The organism is Thermodesulfovibrio thiophilus DSM 17215 (assembly GCF_000423865.1).
GTDB classification, from domain to species: domain Bacteria; phylum Nitrospirota; class Thermodesulfovibrionia; order Thermodesulfovibrionales; family Thermodesulfovibrionaceae; genus Thermodesulfovibrio; species Thermodesulfovibrio thiophilus.
Map to the genome: position 1 here is coordinate 96,071 of NZ_AUIU01000014.1, position 23,995 is coordinate 120,065.

General features: G+C 34.3%; 23 protein-coding genes. 12 read left to right on the forward strand and 11 right to left on the reverse strand.

Going from position 1 to position 23,995, the window contains the following annotated elements; all coding sequences use genetic code 11:
• Window positions 1-9: 9 nt before the first annotated feature.
• Entirely contained in the window at window positions 10-1,041 is a 1,032-nt protein-coding gene (locus tag G581_RS0106075; protein WP_028845058.1) for a zinc-dependent dehydrogenase, read from the reverse strand.
• Window position 1,042: 1 nt separating this feature from the next.
• Window positions 1,043-3,043: a methyl-accepting chemotaxis protein gene (locus G581_RS0106080; protein WP_028845059.1), complete on the reverse strand. Its 2,001-nt coding sequence runs from the start codon at window positions 3,041-3,043 to the stop codon at window positions 1,043-1,045.
• A gap of 64 nt (window positions 3,044-3,107) precedes the next feature.
• Between G581_RS0106080 and G581_RS11665 the strand changes: the two genes are divergently transcribed.
• Complete coding sequence (locus tag G581_RS11665) at window positions 3,108-3,560, forward strand: cupin domain-containing protein (protein WP_051178957.1); 453 nt, start codon at window positions 3,108-3,110, stop codon at window positions 3,558-3,560.
• Here the strand turns inward: G581_RS11665 and secA are convergent.
• Entirely contained in the window at window positions 3,557-6,199 is a 2,643-nt protein-coding gene (gene secA / locus G581_RS0106090; protein WP_028845060.1) for a preprotein translocase subunit SecA, read from the reverse strand. The two genes, G581_RS11665 and secA, sit on opposite strands and share 4 nt — an antisense overlap.
• A 183-nt stretch (window positions 6,200-6,382) precedes the next feature.
• On the opposite strand from secA, the gene G581_RS0106095 reads away from it, so the two are divergent.
• Genes G581_RS0106095 through G581_RS11670 form a run of 4 tightly spaced genes read left to right on the forward strand, consistent with a single transcriptional unit; the run spans window position 6,383 to window position 11,047 of the window.
• Window positions 6,383-7,537, forward strand: a complete 1,155-nt coding sequence (locus tag G581_RS0106095; RefSeq protein ID WP_028845061.1) for a pyridoxal-phosphate-dependent aminotransferase family protein — start codon at window positions 6,383-6,385, stop codon at window positions 7,535-7,537.
• Window positions 7,534-9,123: a phosphoglycerate dehydrogenase gene (serA, locus tag G581_RS0106100; RefSeq protein ID WP_156875215.1), complete on the forward strand. Its 1,590-nt coding sequence runs from the start codon at window positions 7,534-7,536 to the stop codon at window positions 9,121-9,123. Before G581_RS0106095 ends, serA begins: the two co-directional genes overlap by 4 nt.
• 18 nt (window positions 9,124-9,141) lie before the next feature.
• A complete protein-coding gene (locus tag G581_RS0106105) occupies window positions 9,142-10,419 on the forward strand; it encodes an adenylosuccinate synthase (protein ID WP_028845063.1) in 1,278 nt (425 codons plus the stop codon).
• A complete protein-coding gene (locus G581_RS11670) occupies window positions 10,388-11,047 on the forward strand; it encodes a ComF family protein (protein ID WP_051178959.1) in 660 nt (219 codons plus the stop codon). Before G581_RS0106105 ends, G581_RS11670 begins: the two co-directional genes overlap by 32 nt.
• Here G581_RS11670 and G581_RS0106115 read toward each other — a convergent pair.
• The 7 genes from G581_RS0106115 to waaF form a co-directional block, all read right to left on the reverse strand.
• Window positions 11,044-11,955 carry a sulfite exporter TauE/SafE family protein gene (locus tag G581_RS0106115; protein WP_028845064.1) on the reverse strand — a complete coding sequence of 304 codons (912 nt, stop codon included), beginning with the start codon at window positions 11,953-11,955 and terminating at the stop codon, window positions 11,044-11,046. The two genes, G581_RS11670 and G581_RS0106115, sit on opposite strands and share 4 nt — an antisense overlap.
• A 62-nt stretch (window positions 11,956-12,017) precedes the next feature.
• Window positions 12,018-12,266 carry a thioredoxin family protein gene (locus G581_RS0106120; RefSeq protein ID WP_028845065.1) on the reverse strand — a complete coding sequence of 83 codons (249 nt, stop codon included), beginning with the start codon at window positions 12,264-12,266 and terminating at the stop codon, window positions 12,018-12,020.
• 35 nt (window positions 12,267-12,301) lie between these two features.
• Complete coding sequence (locus G581_RS0106125) at window positions 12,302-14,092, reverse strand: thioredoxin domain-containing protein (RefSeq protein ID WP_028845066.1); 1,791 nt, start codon at window positions 14,090-14,092, stop codon at window positions 12,302-12,304.
• Window positions 14,085-14,738 (reverse strand): phosphoribosylanthranilate isomerase, encoded by a 654-nt coding sequence (locus tag G581_RS0106130; protein WP_028845067.1) that lies wholly within the window; start codon window positions 14,736-14,738, stop codon window positions 14,085-14,087. Before G581_RS0106130 ends, G581_RS0106125 begins: the two co-directional genes overlap by 8 nt.
• The gene (locus G581_RS0106135) at window positions 14,735-15,169 is read right to left on the reverse strand and encodes a PPC domain-containing DNA-binding protein (protein ID WP_028845068.1); all 435 of its coding nucleotides are present in this window, start codon (window positions 15,167-15,169) and stop codon (window positions 14,735-14,737) included. The genes G581_RS0106130 and G581_RS0106135 overlap by 4 nt, the downstream gene beginning before the upstream one ends.
• Entirely contained in the window at window positions 15,166-16,164 is a 999-nt protein-coding gene (waaC, locus tag G581_RS0106140; RefSeq protein ID WP_028845069.1) for a lipopolysaccharide heptosyltransferase I, read from the reverse strand. The genes G581_RS0106135 and waaC overlap by 4 nt, the downstream gene beginning before the upstream one ends.
• Complete coding sequence (gene waaF, locus G581_RS0106145) at window positions 16,157-17,596, reverse strand: lipopolysaccharide heptosyltransferase II (RefSeq protein WP_028845070.1); 1,440 nt, start codon at window positions 17,594-17,596, stop codon at window positions 16,157-16,159. Before waaF ends, waaC begins: the two co-directional genes overlap by 8 nt.
• Before the next feature lie 52 nt (window positions 17,597-17,648).
• Between waaF and G581_RS0106150 the strand changes: the two genes are divergently transcribed.
• The 4 genes from G581_RS0106150 (at window position 17,649) to hypD (ending at window position 21,041) form a co-directional block, all read left to right on the forward strand.
• Complete coding sequence (locus G581_RS0106150; RefSeq protein ID WP_028845071.1) at window positions 17,649-17,888, forward strand: hypothetical protein; 240 nt, start codon at window positions 17,649-17,651, stop codon at window positions 17,886-17,888.
• The gene (locus tag G581_RS0106155) at window positions 17,889-18,818 is read left to right on the forward strand and encodes an ABC transporter ATP-binding protein (RefSeq protein WP_028845072.1); all 930 of its coding nucleotides are present in this window, start codon (window positions 17,889-17,891) and stop codon (window positions 18,816-18,818) included.
• Window positions 18,819-18,942: 124 nt separating this feature from the next.
• Window positions 18,943-19,986 (forward strand): Sfum_1244 family protein, encoded by a 1,044-nt coding sequence (locus G581_RS0106160; RefSeq protein ID WP_156875216.1) that lies wholly within the window; start codon window positions 18,943-18,945, stop codon window positions 19,984-19,986.
• The gene (hypD, locus tag G581_RS0106165; RefSeq protein ID WP_051178960.1) at window positions 19,983-21,041 is read left to right on the forward strand and encodes a hydrogenase formation protein HypD; all 1,059 of its coding nucleotides are present in this window, start codon (window positions 19,983-19,985) and stop codon (window positions 21,039-21,041) included. Before G581_RS0106160 ends, hypD begins: the two co-directional genes overlap by 4 nt.
• On the opposite strand, the gene G581_RS0106170 is transcribed toward hypD, so the two are convergent.
• Window positions 21,038-21,460 (reverse strand): OsmC family protein, encoded by a 423-nt coding sequence (locus G581_RS0106170; protein WP_028845075.1) that lies wholly within the window; start codon window positions 21,458-21,460, stop codon window positions 21,038-21,040. The two genes, hypD and G581_RS0106170, sit on opposite strands and share 4 nt — an antisense overlap.
• Window positions 21,461-21,512: 52 nt before the next feature.
• On the opposite strand from G581_RS0106170, the gene folK reads away from it, so the two are divergent.
• The 3 genes from folK to G581_RS0106185 all read left to right on the forward strand — a co-directional run bounded on the left by folK (window position 21,513) and on the right by G581_RS0106185 (window position 23,923).
• A complete protein-coding gene (gene folK / locus G581_RS0106175) occupies window positions 21,513-21,965 on the forward strand; it encodes a 2-amino-4-hydroxy-6-hydroxymethyldihydropteridine diphosphokinase (protein WP_028845076.1) in 453 nt (150 codons plus the stop codon).
• A 96-nt stretch (window positions 21,966-22,061) separates the two neighbouring features.
• Window positions 22,062-22,961, forward strand: a complete 900-nt coding sequence (locus G581_RS0106180) for a manganese-dependent inorganic pyrophosphatase (RefSeq protein ID WP_028845077.1) — start codon at window positions 22,062-22,064, stop codon at window positions 22,959-22,961.
• Between the two features lie 32 nt (window positions 22,962-22,993).
• Window positions 22,994-23,923 (forward strand): AAA family ATPase, encoded by a 930-nt coding sequence (locus G581_RS0106185; protein ID WP_028845078.1) that lies wholly within the window; start codon window positions 22,994-22,996, stop codon window positions 23,921-23,923.
• Window positions 23,924-23,995: the final 72 nt, after the last annotated feature.

The window sequence follows — 23,995 nt, forward strand, 5'->3', positions numbered from 1 at the left end:
TCTTTCATATCAAAACAAAATCATACATTTTAAGGAATCTTTGGCAAGAGCTGTAAGCTCATAGGCTTTCTGAGCATTTTCAATTGTGAATCTGTGTGTAATGAGCAAATCGCTGTTGACTAGCCCTCTTTCAATAAATGAAAGAGCCATTTTCATATCATCAGGTCCACATGAATAGCTTGGTGTGATCGTTATATCATAAAAGTAAATATCATTAACAGAAAAACTGAGTTTTTCATCTGGTGGTGTTGGAGTGAATATTAAAAGAGTTCCTCCCTTCGAAACAACTTTCAAAGATTGCGATATAACCTCAGCCTTTCCTGGTCCAACTATAACAGCCTGTGCCATTAACCCATTAGTAATTTCATGGAGTTTATTATAAAGGTCTTGATTAGAGACATCAATTACATGGTCTGCTCCAGCCTGGATGGCCTTTTCAAGTCTGAAAGGAACCATATCTGCACCTATCACATTTTTAGCACCGAATTCTTTAGCAAGCATTATATGTAACTGCCCCATTACACCAAGGCCAATTACAAGTACCGTATCTTCCTTTTTGATATTTGCTCTTTTTAGAGATTTCACAACACATGCAGTGGGCTCAACCAGTGCAGCCTGTTCAAAAGAGACAGTATCAGACAATTTAAGAGTATCATTTTTTAAGTTAACTTCAGGAATAACGATATATTCAGCAACTCCTCCAGGAATAATTTTTGATTTTTTCCATGTAGCACATTGAACATAATCAGCTCTTTTACAAAAAAAACATTCCATACAGGGTGCATGATGATGAACAGCTACTCTGTCACCTTCCTGCAAAGATAATTCTGATTTAATTTCATCACCTATCTTTACAATCTCTCCTGAAATCTCATGCCCAAGAACTAAAGGTGCTTTTTTCTCAATGTACCATGGCATTACATCACCTGAGCATATTCCACAGGCTTTCACTTTTACAAGAGCATCCCTTGGTCCAAATTCCGGCATAGGCATATCCTCTATTCTAATATCATCAAATTTATAGAGCTTTGCTATTTTCACTTTATACTTTCACTCCTTTAATAGCATCTGTAAGTTTCTGTATTACGTTATTAAGGTTTCCCACTTCTTCTGTAACCATATCTGTTGTTGTTTTTACATCCTGGGCAAGTGAGCTTGAATGTTCTGCAGAACGGGCAACTTCATCACTGGCAGAGGATTGTTCCTCAGTTGCAGTTGCTATCTGTGTTATCTGGTCTTTTACTTTTAAAGAATGTTCAGCAATTCTGTTAAGTGCTTTTTTCACTTCATTTAGCGCTTTAAGTGCTTCAGCAACTTCACGGGCAGTTGCATCCATGTTTTTTAAAGACTCACGGGATTCATCCTGAACAGCTAATATTTTCTGTGCTATTTCATCAGTTGACTTAATGGTCTTTTCTGCAAGTTTTCTCACTTCATCAGCAACAACTGCAAAACCTCTTCCCTGCTCTCCTGCCCTTGCCGCCTCTATTGCCGCATTTAAAGCAAGCAGATTTGTTTGGTCAGCTATGTCTTTTATCACTGTTACAATATCTCCAATTTCTTCAACCCGCTGATTAAGTGTGTTTATTGTTTTTTTAAGCTCAACAGTTGAACGATTTGCAGATTGAACAGTTTTCATTGCATTTTCAGACAGTCCCTGACCATCGCTGGATACTTTCATGCTTTCAGTTGCCAGATCAGATGCCTGAGCAGCATTTTTTGCAATATCTGTTATTGTCTGGCTCATTTCTTCAGCAGCAGTTGCAATCTGATGTGCCTGTGATGTCTGCTCATTGACTTTTGTTTTTACATTGTCAATGTTGGATTCTATTGCGCCAATTACTGACTGAATCATTGGTACAGAGCTTTTAATATCTTTTATAAGTTTATGAACAAATTCTTCCACTTTTATAATGCTTCTTGAAATAAGACCAATCTCATCTTTTCTATTACGATAACCTTTACCAAATCCTATAGTACTAAAGTCTCCGCTGGCAACATTTTCAAGCTTTTGTGCCATGTCTGTAAGGGGTTTCAATGCTTTCTGGGTAACTATTAAAATTAAAACAGAGACCAGTAAAGCACCGACTATGTTTACAGCCCACATGAGATTTCTTATATCAGCTGCCTCTGCGGCAATTTCATCAACATAGCTGCCTGATACAATAAGCCAGTTCCATGCTGGATAGTTTGCATAGGCAACTACTTTCTGTCTTGAAGAACTTTCTCCAAGTTCTTTATTAATCCATGGATAGTAAATTAGTCCTTCTTTTTTCTCAATCATCTCTTTAATAAAACCTCTACCTTCAGCATCCTTTTCGTTAATTAGGTTACTTCCCTCTTTAGCAGGATGTACTATAAGTGTGCCTTTATTTTTTTCTGATGTATCAAGAACATATACATACCCTGTTTTACCAACTTTTATGGAACGAATAAAGTCTTTAAGATGCTTCATTGTTTTTGATATGTCAAATCCTATAAATAAAACTCCTGCAACATTGCCAGAAGTATCCTTTATGGGAACATATTTTGTCATGTAGTCTTTACCAAAAAGTGTTGCTTTACCAATATATGGTTCTCCTTTCATAAGTAAAGAATATCCGGGATGATTTTTCCCAAGAAATGTGCCTAATGCACGAGAACCATCCTCTTTTTTAAGAGATGTTGCTATCCTTAAAAAATCATCTTCTTGTCTTTTAAAAATAGTTGCAACAGACCCACCTGTCATTGCTGTGAATTTGTCAGGAATTGAATTATCAGCTTTAATTGAAGCAGTGCCAGAGGGAAGCATACTTTGAAATATGTTCATGAATTTTTCTGCTGAATCTTTAGTGGATTCATCAAAAACTGCTATCTGCTGCTTTATGAGTAAAACTTCTTCTTTTAAAGATTTGATATTGTATGATTCAATTTTAGATTTTGTCTGTAAAAAAATTGCCAGTGCTACAGCGGAGTAAACAACCAGAATAGAAATAACTGCCAGTATAAATACTTTCTTACTTAAAGAAAGAGAGTTGAATAAATTATAAATTTTCTTTAGCATATTTCACCTCTTAGTCTGTTTAATATTTTTATATTTTCAAAGTTTTGCATTATAATTATATACTATGTCAAGAAGAAAAAAACAGGAAAAATCTTTTTGTGAGATACCTTTAAAAGAAAAAATCAAAAAAAATACAATAATTCGTTTTAAAAAGAGTAAATGGAGTAGTATAAAAAGTATTCCTTATAAAAATACTTCAGGAAACTGGTTTTCAATTGAAAGATTTCCTCTTGTAAGTAGTGAATCAATAAAATTTGAAGTTAGATATTTTGAAATATCCCCAGGAGGAACCTCTTCATTAGAGTATCATCAGCATGCTCATGTGGTTATCTGTCTTAAAGGTAAAGGTAAGGTGAGATTGGGTAAAAGATTTTATATTTTAAACTATCTTGATATCCTCTATATTGCACCAAATAATGTCCATCAGCTTTTAAACCCTTTTAATGAACCTTTTGGTTTCTTATGCATTGTTGATTCTGAAAGAGACAGACCTATTGAAATTGAAAATGATCCTTAAACATTTTTCCCACAGCACTTTTTGTATTTTTTTCCGCTTCCACATGGGCATGGATCATTACGACCGATTTTCTTTGGTTTTTCAATGGGTTGCGAAGAACCATCTCCATTGTTTCTGACTGTTCTATGTCTTTGAGCCACTTTTACCTGAGTTTCCTCTTTAACCTGAATCTTGAATAATCTTGTAAGTATGTCAGATACTATATTTCTTGATATCTCTTCAAAAAGTGCAAACGCTTCTTTCTTGTATTCAACAAGTGGATCTCGCTGAGCATAGCCTCTTAATCCAATACCTTCTTTAAGATGGTCAATTCCGAGAAGATGTTCCTTCCATTTGGTATCTATTACATGGAGGAAAACCATTTTCTCAATATCACGCATCAATTGAGAACCAACTTTCGATTCCTTCTGTTCATACGTCTCTTTGAGCTTTTCAATAATGTATTCTTTTATTTCATCTTTTGATTTATTCTCCAAATCTAAATCAACATCAAATCTTCCCTTTATTTGCTCTTGCAGTTTTTGAATGCCCTGTTCTTCCTGGAATAAATAAAACTCAACCAGTTCATCAATTTCTATTTCGAGTAATTCAAAAACTTTTTCTTTTGTAGAATCACTTTCAAGCACTTCTTTTCTAAATGCATAAATTTCTTTCCTCTGGCTATTCATTACATCATCATACTTAAGAAGATGCTTTCTTATATCGAAATTATGAGCTTCTACTTTTTTCTGAGCATTTTCAATTGCTTTGCTTACCATCTTATTTTCTATAGGAGTGTCATCATCTATCTTCAGAAAATGCATCAGACTTTGAAGTTTTTCTCCACCAAAGAGTCTTAATAACTCATCTTCAAGAGAAAGATAAAATTTTGATGAACCGGGGTCTCCCTGTCTACCTGCTCTACCCCTTAACTGATTGTCAACCCTGCGGGATTCATGCCTTTCTGTTCCAATAATGTGGAGCCCTCCAAGGGAGACAACTTTTTCATGCTCTTTTTCACAAATTTCTTTAGCTTTCTTTAAAGCCTCCTTAAACTCCTCTTCTGTATAATTTTTTCCATTAAGCATCTCACGAGCTAAAAACTCTGGATTTCCACCAAGAAGTATATCAGTACCTCTACCTGCCATGTTGGTTGCTATTGTGACAGAACCAATTCTTCCTGCCTGAGCAATAATTTCAGCCTCTTTATCATGATATTTTGCATTCAAAACACTATGCGGGATTCCCTTTTTCTTGAGCATTTTACTAATAAGCTCAGATTTTTCAATTGATGTTGTCCCAACCAGAACTGGTCTTCCAATTTTGTAACACTCCTCAATCTCTTTTACGACTGCCTCATATTTTGCCTTTTCAGTTTTATATACACCATCTGGATAATCCTGTCTTGTCATTGGCTTATGCGTTGGAATTACAACGACTTCAAGATTATAAATCTCAGCAAATTCTGAAGCCTCTGTATCTGCGGTTCCGGTCATTCCTGCAAGTTTCTTATACATTCTAAAGTAATTCTGAAAGGTTATTGTTGCAAGCGTTTGATTTTCTGCTTCTATTTTTAAACCTTCCTTAGCTTCAATTGCCTGATGGAGCCCATCTGACCAGCGCCTTCCAGAAAGAAGTCTTCCTGTAAATTCATCAACAATTACAATTTTCCCATCTTTTACAACGTAATCAACATCCTTTTTAAAAAAGTAGTGTGCTCTTATTGCCTGATTTATATGATGAACAATCTGAATATTTACGGTATCGTAAAGGTTGTCTATCCCTAAAAGTTTCTCAGCTTTTCTTGACCCCTGCTCGGTGAGAACAACTGTTTTAAGCTTCTCATCAAGTTTAAAATCTTCCTCAGGTTTGAGATACTTAATAATTCTATTTACAGAGTAGTAGATATCAGTTGATTCCTCAGAAGGTCCTGAAATGATAAGAGGTGTTCTTGCCTCATCTATAAGGATGCTGTCAACTTCATCCACAATAGCATAGTTAAGCTCCCTCTGACAGAGTTCATCAATACTGTAACGCATGTTATCTCTCAGATAATCAAAACCAAATTCATTGTTAGTGCCGTAGGTAATATCTGCCAGATATGCTTCTTTTTTGCTGCATGGACGCAGTCTGTCAAATCGTTTATCAGATGTTCTATAGCCAGGATCATAAATAAACGATGCATCAGGCTGGATTACTCCCACATTCAGTCCAAGAAAATTATATACAGGTCCCATCCACTGAACATCTCTTCTTGCTAAATAGTCATTGACAGTTACAACATGAACACCTTTGCCTTCCAATGCATTCAGGTAAGCTGCCAGTGTTGCAACAAGTGTTTTACCCTCACCTGTTTTCATCTCAGCAATCTTTCCTTCATGAAGAACAACTCCTCCAACAAGCTGAACATCAAAATGTCTCATGCCAAGTGTTCTTTTTGCAACCTCTCTTACAGTAGCAAAAGCCTCAGTAAGAAGATCGTCAAGACTGCTACCCTTTGATAGTCTTTCTCTGAATTCTTCTGTCTTTGCTTTTAATTTTTCATCAGAAAACTTTGAAATTTCAGGTTCAAAAGAGTTAATTTCTTCAACAATACTAAATAGCCTTTTAAGTTCTCTTTCGTTTCTTGTGCCAAAAATTTTCTCTAAAATTTTAACCATATTTGTATGTTAAACCACAAACAGTTATTTCTTCAACAAAAATTCCGTGCTTCCAGCCTGATTAATATTAATGATATTGATTTTATACTTGCAATTTAAAGCCTTTTGTATAATATTTTAAAAAAATTTAACTTATGGTAATATATTTTATTACTAAAACTTAATTTATAAATGGAGGGATCAATGATTTTGAAAAAATATTTGCTTGCACCAGGACCCACTCCTGTTCCACCAGAAGTTCTTCTTAGCATGGCTATGCCAGTAATCCATCACCGCAGTGCAGACTTTTTACCTGTTCTTGATTCTGCTAAAAAAGGACTTCAATGGATTTATCAAACAAAAAATGATGTTTTAATTCTATGTAGTACTGGAACTGGTGGTATGGTTGCATCTGTAAATAATTTTTTTTCACCTGGACAAAAGGTTATTGTAATAAATGGCGGTAAATTTGGAGAAAGATGGGTTAAGATTGCTCAGGCATATGGATTAAACGTTATAGAAATTCCTGTTGAATGGGGATATTCTATTGATATTAATACGGTTGAAGAGGAACTTAAAAAACATCCTGATATAAAAGGTGTCTTTATTCAGGCAAGCGAAACCTCTACCGGAGCATACCATGACATTAAAACATTGGGACAACTAATCAAAAATTATGACGACACATTATTTATTGTAGATGCAATTTCTGCACTGGTTGCACATGATATTAAAACAGATGACTGGGCAATTGATGTGATGGTAAGCGGTTCACAGAAAGGTTTCATGCTTCCGCCAGGACTTGCATTCGTAAGTGTGAGTGAAAAAGCATGGAAAAGAAATGAAAAATCAAAAACACCGAGATTTTATTTTAATCTTAAAAAAGAGAGGGAAAATCTTTCAAAAAATCAAACAAATTTTACATCTGCTGTATCTTTGATCATAGGTCTCAATGAAGCTTTGAAATTGCTGCAGAAAGAAGGACTTGATCAGGTATTTAGAAGACATTCTCTTTTAGCTCATGCTACAAGAGAAGCTGTTAAAGAAATCGGGCTTAAGATTTTTCCAAAAGGAACTCCTAGCAATGCTGTAACAGCTATTGAAGCACCTCAAGGAATTGATGGACAGGTTATTTATAAAACATTAAGAGAAAAATATGGAGTTACAGCAGCCGGTGGACAGGATAAACTTAAAGGTAAAATATTTCGATTTGCTCATCTTGGATATGCTGATAAATTCGATGTAATTGTTGGAATATCCGCCTTAGAGATGACACTTAAAGACCTCGGGTATTCCATTGTTTTAGGGAAAGGAGTTGGTAAAGCAGAAGAAATTTTTTCAAAGGAGGATACATTGTGAAGGTTTTAGTAAGTGACAGCATATCTCCCAAAGGAATTGAAATTTTACAAAAGGCAGGGCTTGAGGTTGATGTTAAAACAGGACTAAAGCCTGAAGAACTTAAGGCAATCATCAATCAATATGATGCCTTGATTATAAGAAGTGCAACAAAAGTAACGGCTGAAATCATAGAAGCTGCAGATAAACTCAAGGTTATAGGAAGAGCGGGCACAGGAGTTGATAATGTTGATAAAGTAGCTGCTACAAAAAGAGGAATTGTAGTTATGAATACTCCTGGTGGCAATACTGTCACAACTGCAGAGCATGCTATAGCCATGCTTTTTTCTCTGGCAAGAAAAATTCCTCAGGCTAATGCATCCATAAAAGCTGGAAAGTGGGAAAAGAAAAAATTTATGGGTGTTGAACTATACCATAAAACAATTGGGATAATCGGACTTGGAAGAATTGGCTCAGAAGTTGCAAAGAGAGCACAGTGTATGGGTATGAATGTTCTTGCTTATGACCCATTTTTAAGTGAGGATAGAGCTGAAGAGTTAGGAATTACAAAGACTGATCTTGACAGAATATTTGCAGACTCGGATTTTATTACAGTTCACACTCCTTTGACTGCAGAGACAAAATATTTAATAAACGAAAAAACTATTGCAAAAATGAAACAAGGTGTTTATCTAATTAACTGCGCTCGTGGAGGCATTATTAATGAAAAAGATCTCTATGAGGCGATTCAGTCTGGCAAAGTAGCCGGTGCTGCACTTGATGTTTTTGAAAAAGAACCACCAGAAGAAGGTTATCCATTAACAGCTGATGAAAGAGTAATATGCACACCACATCTTGGTGCATCTACATTAGAAGCTCAGGAAAATGTTGCCGTGGCAATAGCAGAACAGGTAATAGATTATCTTATCAACGGAACTATCAGAAATGCTGTAAACTTTCCCTCAATACCATTTGATCAGGTTCCTCTTATCAGACCTCATTTAATACTTCTTGAACGGATTGGAAGTTTTATATCTCAAATTTTTAATAAAAGTATAAATCAGATTCAAATTGAGTATCTTGGTGAAATTTCCAATTTGAATACTCAAGCATTAACCGCTGCTGCTTTAAAGGGAATTCTTGATCCTATACTCGGTGAACCTGTTAACTTTGTGAGTGCTCCATTTATAGCAAAGGAAAGAGGTATCGAGGTGAAGGAAATAAAAGGAAATGATGCAGGAGATTATCAGAGTCTTGTTACAATAAAAATCTCATCAAAGGATGCTTATAGCACAGTTGCAGGAACGCTTCTAAGCAGAAAAGATCCAAGAATTGTTCAAATTGATGAGTTTTCTCTTGAAGTGATTCCAGAAGGTAATATGATTTTTATGAAAAACTGGGATCGTCCTGGTGTTATTGGCAATATTGGAACTCTTCTAGGACAAAATAATATTAATATAGGCCATATGCATTTTGGAAGAAAAGAACCCGGTGGAATAGCTGTTTCAGTCATAAGTATTGATGCCTTTTTGACCGATGAAATAATTGAAAAAATAAAGAAACTTCCAAATGTTTTAGAAATAAAACCTGTTTATATACCAGTCCACTAAATCAATAAGGAGATTGTAATGTCAACAGTGATTATAATAGGAGCACAATGGGGAGATGAAGGTAAAGGCAAGATTGTTGATTTTCTAACACAGAAGTGTGATTATGTTGTAAGATTTCAGGGTGGTTGTAATGCTGGTCATACAGTTGTTGTAGATGATAAAAAATATATACTTCATCTTATTCCTTCAGGAATTCTTCATAAAAATAAAAAATGTATCATAGGAAATGGTGTTGTTCTTGACCCTGCAGCACTCCTGAAAGAAATTGATACACTCAATAATAAGGGAATTGAAATAGACAATAATTTATATATTGCAAAAAACTGTCATTTAATCATGCCCTATCATATTGCCATAGAAGAGGAGTCTGAAAAAAATGGGAAAATAGGCACAACTAAAAAAGGTATCGGTCCATGCTACACTGATAAAATTGCAAGAAATGGTGTAAGAATGATTGATTTACTTTATCCGGATATTTTAATGAATAAAATTAAAGTAAATCTTGAAATTGTTAATTTTTTGCTTGTTAATTTTTATAATTCAAAACCTTTAAATGAAGAACATATTTTTTCTCAATACCTGGATTATGCAGAAAAACTTAAATATTATATTTCAGATACTGATATAGTGATAAATAATGCTATTGACGAAGGAAGAAATGTGCTTTTTGAGGGTGCACAGGGTACTTTGCTTGATATTGACCATGGAACGTATCCATATGTAACTTCTTCAAATACCATTGCAGGAGGAGCATGTACAGGTACAGGAGTAAGTCCAAAAAAAATTGACAGAATCATTGGAATTGTAAAAGCATATACCACAAGAGTTGGCGAAGGTCCTTTCCCGACAGAGATAAAGGATAATCTTGGTGAAACAATAAGACAGAAAGGTGGAGAATACGGTGCTACTACAGGAAGACCAAGAAGATGTGGATGGCTAGACCTTGTGGGATTAAAGCATGCAGTAAGGGTTAACTGTTTTACAGGCATCGCTATAACAAAACTTGATATTCTTAATGGCATTGACAAATTAAAAGTCTGCGTTGGTTATAAATATACTAACAGACGCATAGATGAATTTCCGAAGGAACTTGAAATTCTGAAACACTGTGAGCCAATATACGAAGAACTTCCTGGATGGAAAGAAGAAATTCAAGGAGTAAAAGAATTTGATCAACTTCCTGAAAATGCAAAGGCATATTTAAATTTTATTGAAGATTTTTTAAAAGTAAAGATTCAAATAATCTCAACAGGACAGAAAAGAGATGAAATTATCATTAAGGAGTTTCCTCTATAATGTAGTTTTTCATGAAACCTGTCCTATCTGTAATAAAAACTCTTATTGGAAAGTTGCTCCTTTTTGTTCTATATGCTGGAATGCGGTAGAGCCTTTTAGTTCGAATCAAATTTTTGCAGGACAGTTTCATGGAGATTTCTGGAAGTATATTGATTCATTGAGTTCATTTGGAGCTTATGATGGTGTGATCAAAGAAGCAATTCACTGTTTCAAATATGGTGGTGTAAAAAGAGTTGGCAAAGAATTAGGCAGGCTACTTGGATCAATTATGCCGCCAGAAATTGATATTTTAATCCCTGTACCTTTGCACATAAAAAAGCTTCGTACTCGAGAGTTCAATCAATCAGCAGTTCTTGCAAAGGAACTTTCAAAAACATGGAAAATCTCTCTATCTCTTACCATGCTTGTTAAAATTAAAGATAATATAGAACAAGCTTCTCTTGAAGCAACTGATAGATACATCAATGTAAAAAATGCCTATGCAGTAACAAATCCTGTTAAAGGAATAAAAGTAGGACTGGTGGATGATGTTGTAACAACTGGAGCTACTTTAATGGAATGTGCGAAGGTATTGAAAAAGGAAGGAGCAAAAGAAATTCATGCTATAACATTAGCAAGAACTATTTAATAGAAAAACTGAATAATGTATCTTACTGCAATATAAACAATCAGAATACTTAAAAGCAGTTTTATGTATTTTTGAGGTACATGTTTTTGAGCTCGTGCACCAAGATATATTCCGACCATTCCTCCAAGACCAAACAATAAACCCAGCAACCAGTCAGGAGTTGTCTGGACTCCTCCTGAAGGCATTATTGCATAATATAAAACACCGAAAACAGAAGCTGTTGCGGTTCCCATCAAAGTAGCTCCTGCTATACTGTGGACAGGAAGTTTAAAGAATGTTACTAAAAATGGAGACATTATTGCTCCTCCACCAATACCGTAAGTACCGCCTATTATTCCTATAATAAAGGAAACAATAAATACCCAGATTGTGCTAAAGGAAAATCTCTCACCCCAGAATTCATACTCAGTCTTTCTTAATGAAAAAGATATGGTTCTGACTGTAGCTTCTTTTGTAAGTTTCTTATCAAACTTTTTCGATGCAGAAGCTGTCTTTTTTTTAAAAAGATCAAGGAATAATCTTACCCCAATATAAAGCAATACCAGACCTACAAAAAATTTAAAAGATTTAGGATCAGGAAGAATTTTTATTCTGATATAGTAGCCGATAATAATACCTGGAACTGTTCCTACCATAATAACCCAAGCAAGCGGCCAGGGTATTCTTTTTTCTTTATGGAATCTATAAACTCCTGATGGAATTGCAACAACATTAAAAATAAAATTTGTTCCACTTGCTCCTGGCGATGTGTAATTAAGGACGCTTACCTGAAATGGCAAAAGTAAAAAAGCACCGGAAACTCCTCCCATTGAAGTAAAAAAAGAAACAACCATTGCAACTAATGGTGGAATTAGAATATTTGTTGTTACTCCTGAAATAGGAAAAGTGTATGTAAGAAGATCTAACATATCGGGATGATATCAGAATGTTTTATTGAATGCAAATTAAAATTTTTTATTAATAAATAAAATTATTTTGAATTGAGTTCCTCAATTAACATGCTTCTAATTCTGTCTTCTGATGGAATAGGAAATCCAGAGTGTTTCAGCTTACCGTTAATAAGCAATCCAGGTATAACCTGGGTATACTTGAAAATCTCTTTAATATCCTTTACATGAGAAACCTCTGCCTGAATACCGAGCTGGGAAACGACTTTGTTTACTGTTTTTTCCATTTTGTTACAATTTGCACACCCAGGACCAAGAATTTTTATTTCCATTAGTCCCTCCAATAAAAAATTTTTTATTTATTTTGTCATAACCTTAAAAATTTTGCAAGTTCTTCAGGAGTACTGATTGGCTCAAAATATTTTGGACCAAGAGATGGAATAATATATCCTCTATCCTCTTCTTTATGAACAATCACTGTAAATGGGCTTACCTGGTAAAGGGTTGCTTTCCCGACATCAGAATTTACAGAGGTATAAAAGTTCAATGTTAGCATGTCAAAATAACTGAGCAATGCTTTAACATAGTAAGGAGAAAGATATGCTGACGCCAAATTTGACATAGCTTTTAAAGCAAAAGTTGCCATATTTTCAAATTTTTCATCTTTCGTTATTGCATATAGTTTTAATAAATTAATTATCATTATTGAATTTGGTGATGGATATGGAGTATCGTGTATATTTTTCTGTCTGATTGACAAAATGAATTCTGGAGAGTCAAAGAAACCGCCATATTTTTCATCCCATAAATTATCTATTGATAGCTCAGTCAGGGTAATTGCCTTATCTAAATAATCTCTGTTTGTTGTAACTTCATAAGCTGAAATCAAAGCTGAAATCATATAAGAATAGTCTTCAAGTAATGCTGCTATGCCTCTTTTTCTGTAAAGCATTTTGTCAATAAATAAAACTGTGAGTGTTTTATCTATAGCTGATAGAGCATAATTGAGTAAATTTTTATCTTTAATCACTCTCCATGCTTTAATGAATGTATCAGCACAAAGCCCGTTTGCAGAACAATAAAGTGATTTATCTATATCGGGTGTTTGTTTCTGTTTTCGTTTAAAAATTAATTTATCTTTTAGTTGCTTAACCAGCTCTCTATCTCGTCCAACAACAATAAATCTTCCATCAACCATTGCATCTGTGCTGACAAGTGCAATTGTCATATCAGAGATTTCTTTTAGTTCTTCTTCACTCCAAGTGTAATAAAAACTATCAGCAAACTGACTTGAATAAAAATAACCCTCTTGTGATAAAAAATTATTTTTCATAAACTCAATTATTTCATAGGCTATATCAAGGTAAAAAGGCTCTTTCAAAATATTATATGCATCCAGATAGTTCATAAGATGCCAGGCATTATCTATGGCAAGTTTTTCAAAGTGTGGCATTAACCACGCTTTATCCACAGCATATCTATAAAAACCTCCTTCAACGCAATCATATATTGCAGAGTGAACCATCCCTTTTAATGTTTTTTCTATAGCATTTAAAACCCACGGCTTTGGTTTTATCCAGTATCTCCATAAAAGAAGATCAATATGGGAATAAATTGGAAACTTTGGTATTTTTTTAAAGCCTCCAAATTCAAAATCAATCTCTTTCACAATATCTTCTTCTGGATTTTGAAGAAGGTCCTCTCTGATTTCAGAGGGAACAACTTCTACTGGTTTTATGGCATCAATAATTGTCTGAGAGCGTTGTAACACCTTGTCTTTATTTGTTTTATACAGTTCAAGAGCCTTTTCTATCATTGTTTTAAAATAGTTCTCACCTTTATCAACCCTGTAGTTAAGACCTGAAAATGGCTTGCCTTCTGGAGTTAGAAAAAGAGTAAGAGGCCAACCACTTCCCTGCCCAATAATATATGAAGCTTTTTGATAGATAGAATCTATATCAGGTCTTTCATCACGGTCAAGATGGACAGGAATGAAATTCTGATTTATAAGTTCAACAATTTCAGGATTATGAAGACAATGTTCTTCCATTTTTTTACAGTAATTACACCATCTTGCAGTGATATGTAAAAAAACCGGTTTATCTTCAAGCTCTGCTTTTTTAAATGAATTTTCATCATAAAATAACCATTCAATCATTTCTAACTCCTTTAAAATTTTTTAATTTTGCCTTTTCAATAAATTTTTTTACCAGTTCATGGTCTTTTTTACCTTTATAAAGCTCCACTCCGCTACTGACATCAACACCATAGGGATTTACTTTTTTTATTGCCTCCTCTACATTGAATACATTTAATCCACCAGACAGTATAATTCTGCCACAATCTTTTAATTTTACCACCACTTGCCAGTTAAAACTTTTTCCGGTCCCACCATATTCATCTTTAACAAAGCTGTCAAGAAGAAATCCAGAGACTCTGTATTGAGGAATAACTTCTTGTAAGTCCCGGCCATTCTGAAGTTTTCCTGTATTATCAACTCTGAATGCCTTTATAACTCTACTAAATTTTTTACAGAATTCTGGTGATTCATCTCCATGTAACTGAACAGTGTCTATTCCTGAAATAGATATTATCCGTTCAATTTCATCAATACTATTATTAACAAATACACCAACAGTATTGATAAATGGTGGCAGAGCTTCAATTATATTTTTTGTTTTTTCTGGAGTTATATATCTCTGGCTTTTTTGATAAAAAACGAATCCTATTGCATCAGCTCCATATTCTACTGCACAAATAGCATCTTCAAGATTTGTTATTCCGCAGATTTTAACCCGAATCATATTTTTAACAGTATCATCTCTGACTTTTCATCAAAGTCACGAATTATCTTAACATTAATAATCTCCATTACTACTGCTTCCAGGACTAGAAATACCTCTGGGGCATCTCTCATACATCCCATTTTAACAGAATCTTCTCTGCCATAGACACCGTGAAGATGAATTTTTGGATCATCTTTATACCAGAAAATTGTACCGATTGCTATAATTTCATGATTTCCATGCAGTTCGCGCCATATTGGAACAGGCGGCAGTTCATCGCTTTCTGGACCTGAAACAAACCTTCCTTCCTTTAATCCACCAATAAGCCAGAAAATTGCAGATTTAATATCTTCTTTTCTTGCAAACTCTGTCAGTTCCTTTAATGGATCTTCTCCGTCTTCAAACCTCGTTATAAATATCCTTCCTGCATTACCACTCTGATATTTCATTGTCGCCTCCAATTAACTATTTTATTGTAAACCATTTCAGGTGTGATACTCTCCATGCATTTTAGATTACTACAAGATTTTTTGAAACATGGACTGCATGAGGTTTCTGATTGTATAATCAAATGTCCATTACCAAAGGGTCCAGTTCTTTCAGCATTGGTAGGGCCAAAGATAGCCACAACATTTTTACCGCAGGCTACTGCCAGATGCATGGTACCAGTGTCCGGAGTTATCACAAAAAGTGATTTATTGAATAATGAAATCAAATCTTTCAGAGATGTTTTTCCCGCAACGGATTTTGCTTTGCCCTCTGAATATTTTTCAATTTCTGATGCCCGAGTTTCATCAAATTTTGTACCGATAATCAGAAAGTTATAAGGTAACATTTTTATTAGTTCAACAAAATAAGAAACAGGCCAGTTTTTTGACTGCCATCTTGCAGACGGTATAATTACAACAAAGTTTTCAAACTCTTCTAACCATTCTGGTATTTTCACATGAGGAAGAGGAAATTTTACAGAGTTGACTCTACATCCAAGAAATCGAGCAACTTCCAGATATCTTAAAACAGCATGTTTATCTATGGAGACTGAGACTTTTTTGTTATAAAAGATATGACTTAGTTCCCTTGCCTCTTTAAATCCAACTCTGATGGGTGCTTTACTTAACCATGTAATAATTCCACTTCTTAATAATCCCTGTAGATCAACAGCAATATCATAACTTTCTTTTTTTAACTGCTTTTTTAACCTGGAAAATTCTTTAATTGTGAAATCAAGATGTTTAAATGACTTCCATTTATCTTTATTGATTACAATAACTCTATCAATCAAAGGATGTTTCGTTAAAATGTCTTCAAACCCATTTGAAACAATCCAGTGAATTTTTATTGAAGGAAAGTTCTCTTTTAATGTATTTACAAAAGCAAGTGAATGAACAATATCACCTAATGAACTTGGTTTTATTAAAAGGAGCTTTTGAATGTTTTTAAGCATTCAAATCTCTTTTTATAATTTCCACAACTTCTTTTAAATCTCTGGCATCCTGTCCAATAAGAATACCTTTTGCACCAATCATTTGAGCTAACTGTATATCTATTTCTTTATCTCCAACAACATAAGAGCTTCTGAAATCAATTCCGTATTTATACCTCGCCATAAGAGGCATTCCTGGATTGGGTTTCCTGCAAAAACATCCATCATCAGGATGATGAGAACAGTAAAAAAAATCATCAAAGCCATATTTATCAATAAAAAATTTATTAACCTCTATGACAAAATCTTCCCTGATAATTCCTCTTGCAATGCCTGATTGATTGGTCACTCCTATGATAAGAAATCCAAGATCTTTCAATTCATTAATCGCTTCAATATGAGGAAAAACTTCAAAATCTTCCCATTTACGGAGATAGTTTGCGTCCTTACACAGTGTTCCATCTCTGTCAAAAAATACAGCCTTTTTTCTTGGCAAAACTTCTTCCACAGCTTTCCAGACTTCTTCAACATCAATAGATTTCATACATTTTATATCAGAACAGTTTCGCTTAAAACACGGGCTACACTGAACACTTGTCTTAATGATTTTGCCTGAAAATTTTGGAGGCCCTGTAAGAGCCGGAGATGTTGAGCCAAATATAGCAACCAGAGGAACACCAAGAGCATACCCAAGATGCATAATTCCTGAATCATTACAGAGTAAAATATCACATTCAGAAAGAAGATGCATCAGATCTGAGAGAGATGTTTTCCCGGCAAAATTATAAATATCTGAATTATCTATTGTTAAACATTCACCTTCTGACCCAAAAACTGCAACAGAGCCATACTGTTCAGTAAATTTTTTAGCTATTTCTATAAATTTTTCAGTCTCCCATTTTTTGGTAATTCCATACTTTGCTCCCGGTGCGATGGCCAGAATTGGTCTTTTAAGTGGTTTTAATTCTTTTCGGGCAATAAATTTCTCTTCAAATGATAGATTTATCCATGGATAATCAGGAGTTAAAGATGGATTAAATCGTTTAGGAATTTCAAAGAAGTAATCAATATGATGCATCGTTCTATCCTCTCCATGATATGGTACTGGATGGGTAAGAAAAAATCTCCTGCAGTCTCTATTCCATCCCACTCGCTCTGGAATACCTGCGAACGCTGTTATTAAAGAAGCACCAAAGGCATTCTGAAGAAGATATGCTCTTTTGAAATTGTTACTTTTCAATTCTTTGATAAGCTTGATTTTATCATTAATTCTTTCTCTGTAAATAATTACTTCATTAACAGAACTCTCAAGTTTAAATAGATCAGAAAGTTTATCTTTAACAATGATAGATATATTTGAATGAGGATGCAACTTACGAATTCCTCGAACAGCTGGCAAACTCATTACAGCATCGCCAAGCCAGTTAACTCCTCTAATTAAAATATTTTCCATATCTGTATTTTAAGCCTATTTAAGCTTCCCTTGCAAATGCTATAATTAAAAAATGCGTGCAAAAATATATCTAAAATTAGGTGATAAAGTAAGACATTTAAATTATTGTAGATGGGGTATTGGCGAAGTCATTGAGGAGAAAAATTCATCTCTTCCTGGAGGGCTATGCCTTGTGAGAATTCTATTTGAGGATGGAATTGAAAGGTCATTTATTAACAACCTTGATAATGAAATGTGCTGTTATTATACCGGGATCAGACTTATTGAGGAATTCAGTATCTGGGAGACATAATTGTCAGTTATTGAAACTCAGGAACTAAGTAAAACATTTAAAATTAAAAATCTCACAATCCCTGCTGTAGACAATCTCAATCTGAAAATTGACACATCTGACTTTTTAGCTCTGGTTGGAGAAAGTGGATCTGGCAAATCAACAGTGGCAAGACTTCTTTTAAAACTTTTAAAGCCTGATGCTGGTAGGATTTTATTTAAAAATATAGATATCTGGCATATTGAAAAAGAGAACCTGAAAAAATTCAGACAGTCAGTTCAGATAATTTTTCAGGATCCATATGCATCTCTCAATCCAAGGATGCGAATATATAACATTTTAGAAGAACCACTGAAAATTCATACACAACTACCTTCAACCGAAGTAAAATCACTAATAAAACAGATAATGCAAAAAATGGGGCTTACTGAAGAATTTCTTTACAGATACCCTCATCAGCTCAGCGGAGGACAGCGTCAGCGAGTTGCCATAGCAAGAGCCCTGATTTTACAGCCTCAGCTCTTAATAGCTGATGAGCCACTCTCTTCTCTTGATATATCATTACAGGCCGGAATTATTAACTCACTCACTGAAATGAAGCATACCAAGCAGTTTGGAATTTTATTCATCACTCACGATTTAAACATTGTAAGAGCTATAAGCAATAAAGTTGCAGTAATGCATCTTGGAAGGATTGTTGAAGAATCTTCAACTAATGATCTTTTCTATGAGCCTCTCCATCCATATACCAGAGTTTTGTTAAACAGTATTCCTGGTTTTCACAGAAGAAACAGAAAGAAAGAACCAAAACTGTCCACTGAAGAGATTCTCTGGAACTTCACAGGATGCCGATTTTACTCAAGATGCAAGTATAAAATGTCTATATGCAAATCCACTCCTTCATTGAAAGAGCTAAATGGCAGAAAAGTAAGATGCTTTCTATTTCAATAAGTTTATCTCTAAACTTAATAATCAGATTTAAGTTTTAAATGAAACATACTTTTATTAATATGTTATCAGCCATTAACAATTTTTCTATCGGCAAATTAATATGCGAATATGATATTATAAAAGTATGTTAGATACTGAGCTATTAGACACGGTCAGATATAATTGTAATGTGTCTGATGCTAATTACTGGGGATATTTTTCACTTTGCAGTCTGCTTTTAAGACTTCGAGAACTTTTTAAAATCGAGAGAAATCTCGAACCATGGGATTCAGTTAAAAATGAAGAAATATTTCCCTGGATTGAAAAAAAAGAAAACACATGGAAAGAACTTGAAAATGCATCATTAACCCCCGTCAGTCTTAATGGCAATTCTTACTCACCTTTTGATATTGATGGAATCAATAATTATCTTGTAAATAATGGCTTTGTCTATGGAGCGGGCTATGCTCTATTTATGAAACCAAGCTTTTTTATCGGAACAATAAATAGATTTGAAAAAATTGATGGATATAATGTTTATGTTGTTGATAAAGAAATTTTGCGGGATATTTTCTCATCTCCTGGAATGAGTCTTGGTAAAACAGTTTATATCAGACTGACTGATATAAAATACAGGCTCTGGGAAAACATACACAGCTGGCTTAGAAAAAAAGGACACATTTATGAGTTTATTCTGTCAAAATTCAATCATCCTTCTGACTGGCATTATCCATTCAAAGAATTCTATAGTATCGTTGATAAATACTCTAATATTGTTCTATATCATGAGATAGCTGAACAGGAAGAAAGCCTACCGCTGTGGGATGAAATAATAAAAGAGTGTGATAATTCAAAAACAGAACATATTATCAGAGGAATTAGAGATTTCATCGCTGATTTTTCTGAAAAAGGTCCTGTATACAGAGCACTGGTTGAAAGAGATAAAGAACTTCTTTATTTATATATCGCATCTCAGGGAGCTTATCAAAAAAAGATTTTACAGCCGGTTTTATCTCAAATTGAAAAAGCCTGCAGTACAAACGATTGGGAAAACATAGAACAGATAAGAACTCTTGAGTTTAAAAAATGGAAAAATAATCAGGAGCATATTTTAGAACTTTTTAAATTAAAGGGCTTTGAAGAAGTCAAAAATTTAACAGATAAAATATTTGAGGTAGGATTGAATTGAATGAGATAGTTGAAATTATTGAAAAACTCTCTCATAAACTAAACAGACAAATAAATTTAATGGAAGTCTGCGGAACACATACAGTATCAATATTCCGACATGGCATAAGAAGTCTTATCCCATCAAATATAAAACTCCTAAGTGGTCCTGGCTGTCCTGTCTGTGTTACACCAGTAAATGATATTGACAAAATACTCTACATTGTTAAACAACCCAATGTTATTCTGACCACATTTGGAGATATGATGAGAGTTCCTGGAAGTGATAGTTCCCTATATAAAGCCAAAGCTGAAGGTCTTGATATAAGAATGGTTTATTCTCCACTTGACGCATTAAAAATAGCTGAAAATAACAGTAATAAAAAAATAGTCTTTTTTTCCGTGGGTTTTGAAACAACTTCGCCATCAATTGCTGCAACACTTTTTGAGGCTGACAGAAAGAAAATCGAAAACTTCTACATATACTCAGTTCATAAATTAGTGCCGCCTGCATTAGAACTATTGGTCAATACTGAGAAATTAAAACTTGATGGATTTATTCTTCCAGGGCATGTCAGTACAATAATTGGAAGCAAAATTTATGAATTCATACCTTCAAAATACAAAAAAGCCTGTGTAATTACAGGGTTTGATGCTGATGATATACTCTTTTCAATAATGATGCTTTTAAAACAGATAGTTGATGATAATCCAAAAGTTGAAATTCAATACAGAGACGCAGTCAGTCCTGATGGAAATCCTAAAGCAGTGGAATTCATTTATCGTTATTTTGAACCATGCGATAGTAACTGGAGAGGAATTGGAGTAATTCCAATGAGCGGGCTTAAACTAAAAAATGAGTTTGCATACAGAGATGCTGAAAAAATATTTAAAATTCCTGTCATACGATCAAAAGAACCAAAAGGGTGCCAGTGCGGTCTTGTCTTAAGAGGAGTCAAAACTCCTCAAGAATGCCCTCTTTTTGCAAAAATATGCACTCCTGAAAATCCAGTCGGAGCCTGTATGGTCAGCTCTGAAGGAAGTTGTGCTGCCTATTATAAATACGGACGAAGTTAATCCACTGCAACTATTTTATATGAATGAATTATCTTTGCCGAGTGCTCAAGCGTTGCCTTAACAGAGCAGTATTTCTCCATGGAAAGCTCAACAGCTTTCTTTACAGCTTCCTCTGATAGATTTTTACCTTTCACTGTAAATTCAATCTCTATTTCAATAAATCTTTTCGGATAATCCTCAGCCTGTTTACCCTGAACATTTATCTCAATTCCTCTTACATCCTGCTTTTTCTTTGAAAGAATGCTGGCTATATCCATTCCACTGCATCCACCTAATCCAACAAGCAAAAGTTCCATAGGACGCATTCCTGTGTCTTCTCCACCATAATCAGGACTTCCGTCCATTACAATTGCATGCCCTGTACCGGATTGACCTATAAACTGTAAACCTCCAGTCCATTTTATCTTTGCTTTAAGCATCCTATCTCCTCCTCATATACTTTTTTCTAATTTTACCATTAAAATAAGTTTAATGCATAGAGTGTTTCTTTCTATAGGTTCAAACATCGGTGAGAAAGAAAAAAATTGTTTTAATGCTATTAAGAGGCTAAAGGAGTGCGGGCTTATTATCAATAAGCTTTCTCCTGTATATATCACCAACCCATGGGGAATAACCAATCAACCAGACTTTGCAAATATGGCAGTTGAGACATTTACTGATTTTTTGCCTGCCAAGCTTCTTTATAAATTAAAACAGATTGAAAAAAAAATGGGCCGTAAGCCTACTATAAAGTATGGTCCAAGACTTATTGACATAGATATAATTTTTTATGATGAACTTGTATACAACAGCGATGAATTAATAATACCTCATCCTTTGATGCATAAAAGATATTTTGTTCTTAAACCTATGAATGATATAGCATCAGATTTTTTACATCCTGTCTTTAACTTAACCATTAAAGAGCTTCTTGACAATTTTTAATAATTGTATTTTAAATTTTAATGGCTATTTTCTTGACTTTTTAAATATGAACTTGTCAAAATCTTACAATTTTAAAAACTTTTAGGAGGGGAAAATATGAGTGATATTTATGTTATCGGCCATAAGGCACCAGACACAGACACAGTATGTTCAGCAATTGTTTATGCAGCACTGAAAGGTTACAAAGCTGCTACTGCTGGTCCAATTAATGAGGAAACTCAGTATGCACTTGATTATTTTAAAGTTTCAGCACCTGAAATTCTTGAAAATGCTGCAGGTAAAACACTTGTTCTTGTTGATCATAATGAAGAAAAACAAAGAGTTGATGGAGCAGAAAAAATTCTCGAAATAATTGATCATCACAAAATGAACTTTAATTATCCTGACCCTATTTTTATTCATGTTGAGCCAGTTGGAAGCACAGCAACTGTTATCGCAAAAATGTTTTCAAATGAGGTAAAGGCAAACAAGACATATGCTGGATTACTTTTAAGCGCTATCCTTTCTGATACAGTAATATTTAAATCTCCGACAACTACAGATGTGGATAAAAAAATTGCTCAGGAACTTGCTCAGGTATCAGGAATCTCTGACATGACCAAATTCGGAGTTGACCTCAAGAAGGCCAAAGCAAGCATTAAAGGAAAACCAATCGCAGATGTTGTTCATGTGGATTTCAAAGACTATGATTTCAAAGGCAAAAAAGTTGGAATTGGTCAAACAGAAGTTGTTGATATTGAAGAAGTATATGAGCGTAAAGATGAATTCATTAAATATCTCAATGAACTTAAAAACAGCAAAGGTTATGATATGGTTATATTCATGGCAACAGATATCATAAAAGAAGGAACAGAACTTTACTATGTTGGAGATAAGACAATCATTGAAAAAGCATTTAATATCCAGGCATCTGGTCCATCTGTATGGTTACCTGGAGTGATGTCCCGTAAAAAACAGGTAGCACCACCAGTTGAAAAGGTTTATCTCGAAGGTTAAAATAAAGAGAGGGGGTTATTCCCCCTCTCTTTATGATTGGAAATATAAAAAATAAAAAAATAATTCAAATTATTCATCATCTTCAGCATTGTCTTCAAGGCAAACAAACCGCGATCATATTATCCTTAATTGCAATATTTTCAAAAGGACATCTTCTAATTGAAGACTTTCCAGGTCTTGGTAAAACATCGCTTGCAATAGCTCTCTCTAAAGCTCTGAATTTAAGTTTTGGAAGAATTCAATGTACAAATGACCTTTTGCCAACAGATATTACAGGACTGTCCATTTATAACAAAAATACAGGAGAGTTTGAGTTTAAGCCTGGTCCTGTATTCAACAATATAGTGCTGGTTGATGAAATAAATAGAGCCACGCCAAAAACTCAATCAGCCCTTCTTGAGGCAATGGCAGAAGAGCAGGTCACAGTAGATGGAAGAACATATAAACTTCCAAAGCCCTTTTTTGTAATAGCAACTCAAAATCCAGTAGAAATTTACGGAACATTCCCTCTACCAGAAAATCAACTTGATAGATTTATAATGAAGATAAGCATTGGTTATCCGGATATAGAATCAGAAAAACAGATTCTTAAAGCAGGAAGTTCAAGAGAAAAATTATATACACTTACCGCTGTTATTGACAGAGATGAAATAATAAAAATTCAGGATGAAATAAAGCAGATTTATCTATCCGATAAGATTATTAACTGGATTCTTGAGTTTGTAAACAAAACAAGACAGGACAACCGCATTCTTCTTGGTCTCTCAACGAGAGCTGCTCTTGCAATTACCTATACTGCGAAAGCCTATGCCTATTTTAGATCAAGAGACTATGTTATTCCAGAAGATGCAAAAGAAATGATACCTTTTGTTGTGCCACATAGAGTCATACTCAAAGAAGAGCCTATTTCAAAAAACGAGGTGATATTATCAATCCTGCAAAGCATTCCAACACCACCGTAAAGATTACAAAGTCTGGCTGGATATACATAGTCATCACACTTCTGATTGGTTTTGCAGCGGTAAATACAGGAA

Coding starts and splice junctions, on each gene's coding strand:
- G581_RS0106120 (WP_028845065.1), bottom strand. CDS start 12,266: ATGGAAATAAAAATTCTTGGTCCTGGGTGTGCAAATTGTAACAAAATG.
- G581_RS0106150 (WP_028845071.1), top strand. CDS start 17,649: ATGCGTGCAAAAATATATCTAAAATTAGGTGATAAAGTAAGACATTTA.
- waaF (WP_028845070.1), bottom strand. CDS start 17,596: ATGGAAAATATTTTAATTAGAGGAGTTAACTGGCTTGGCGATGCTGTA.
- G581_RS0106130 (WP_028845067.1), bottom strand. CDS start 14,738: ATGATTCGGGTTAAAATCTGCGGAATAACAAATCTTGAAGATGCTATT.
- G581_RS0106170 (WP_028845075.1), bottom strand. CDS start 21,460: ATGCTTAAAGCAAAGATAAAATGGACTGGAGGTTTACAGTTTATAGGT.
- waaC (WP_028845069.1), bottom strand. CDS start 16,164: ATGCTTAAAAACATTCAAAAGCTCCTTTTAATAAAACCAAGTTCATTA.
- G581_RS0106080 (WP_028845059.1), bottom strand. CDS start 3,043: ATGCTAAAGAAAATTTATAATTTATTCAACTCTCTTTCTTTAAGTAAG.
- G581_RS0106180 (WP_028845077.1), top strand. CDS start 22,062: ATGAGTGATATTTATGTTATCGGCCATAAGGCACCAGACACAGACACA.
- G581_RS0106105 (WP_028845063.1), top strand. CDS start 9,142: ATGTCAACAGTGATTATAATAGGAGCACAATGGGGAGATGAAGGTAAA.
- G581_RS0106135 (WP_028845068.1), bottom strand. CDS start 15,169: ATGAAATATCAGAGTGGTAATGCAGGAAGGATATTTATAACGAGGTTT.
- G581_RS11670 (WP_051178959.1), top strand. CDS start 10,388: ATGAAATTATCATTAAGGAGTTTCCTCTATAATGTAGTTTTTCATGAA.
- G581_RS11665 (WP_051178957.1), top strand. CDS start 3,108: ATGTCAAGAAGAAAAAAACAGGAAAAATCTTTTTGTGAGATACCTTTA.
- G581_RS0106095 (WP_028845061.1), top strand. CDS start 6,383: ATGATTTTGAAAAAATATTTGCTTGCACCAGGACCCACTCCTGTTCCA.
- G581_RS0106185 (WP_028845078.1), top strand. CDS start 22,994: ATGATTGGAAATATAAAAAATAAAAAAATAATTCAAATTATTCATCAT.
- G581_RS0106160 (WP_156875216.1), top strand. CDS start 18,943: ATGTTAGATACTGAGCTATTAGACACGGTCAGATATAATTGTAATGTG.
- G581_RS0106115 (WP_028845064.1), bottom strand. CDS start 11,955: ATGTTAGATCTTCTTACATACACTTTTCCTATTTCAGGAGTAACAACA.
- folK (WP_028845076.1), top strand. CDS start 21,513: ATGCATAGAGTGTTTCTTTCTATAGGTTCAAACATCGGTGAGAAAGAA.
- secA (WP_028845060.1), bottom strand. CDS start 6,199: ATGGTTAAAATTTTAGAGAAAATTTTTGGCACAAGAAACGAAAGAGAA.
- G581_RS0106125 (WP_028845066.1), bottom strand. CDS start 14,092: ATGATTGAATGGTTATTTTATGATGAAAATTCATTTAAAAAAGCAGAG.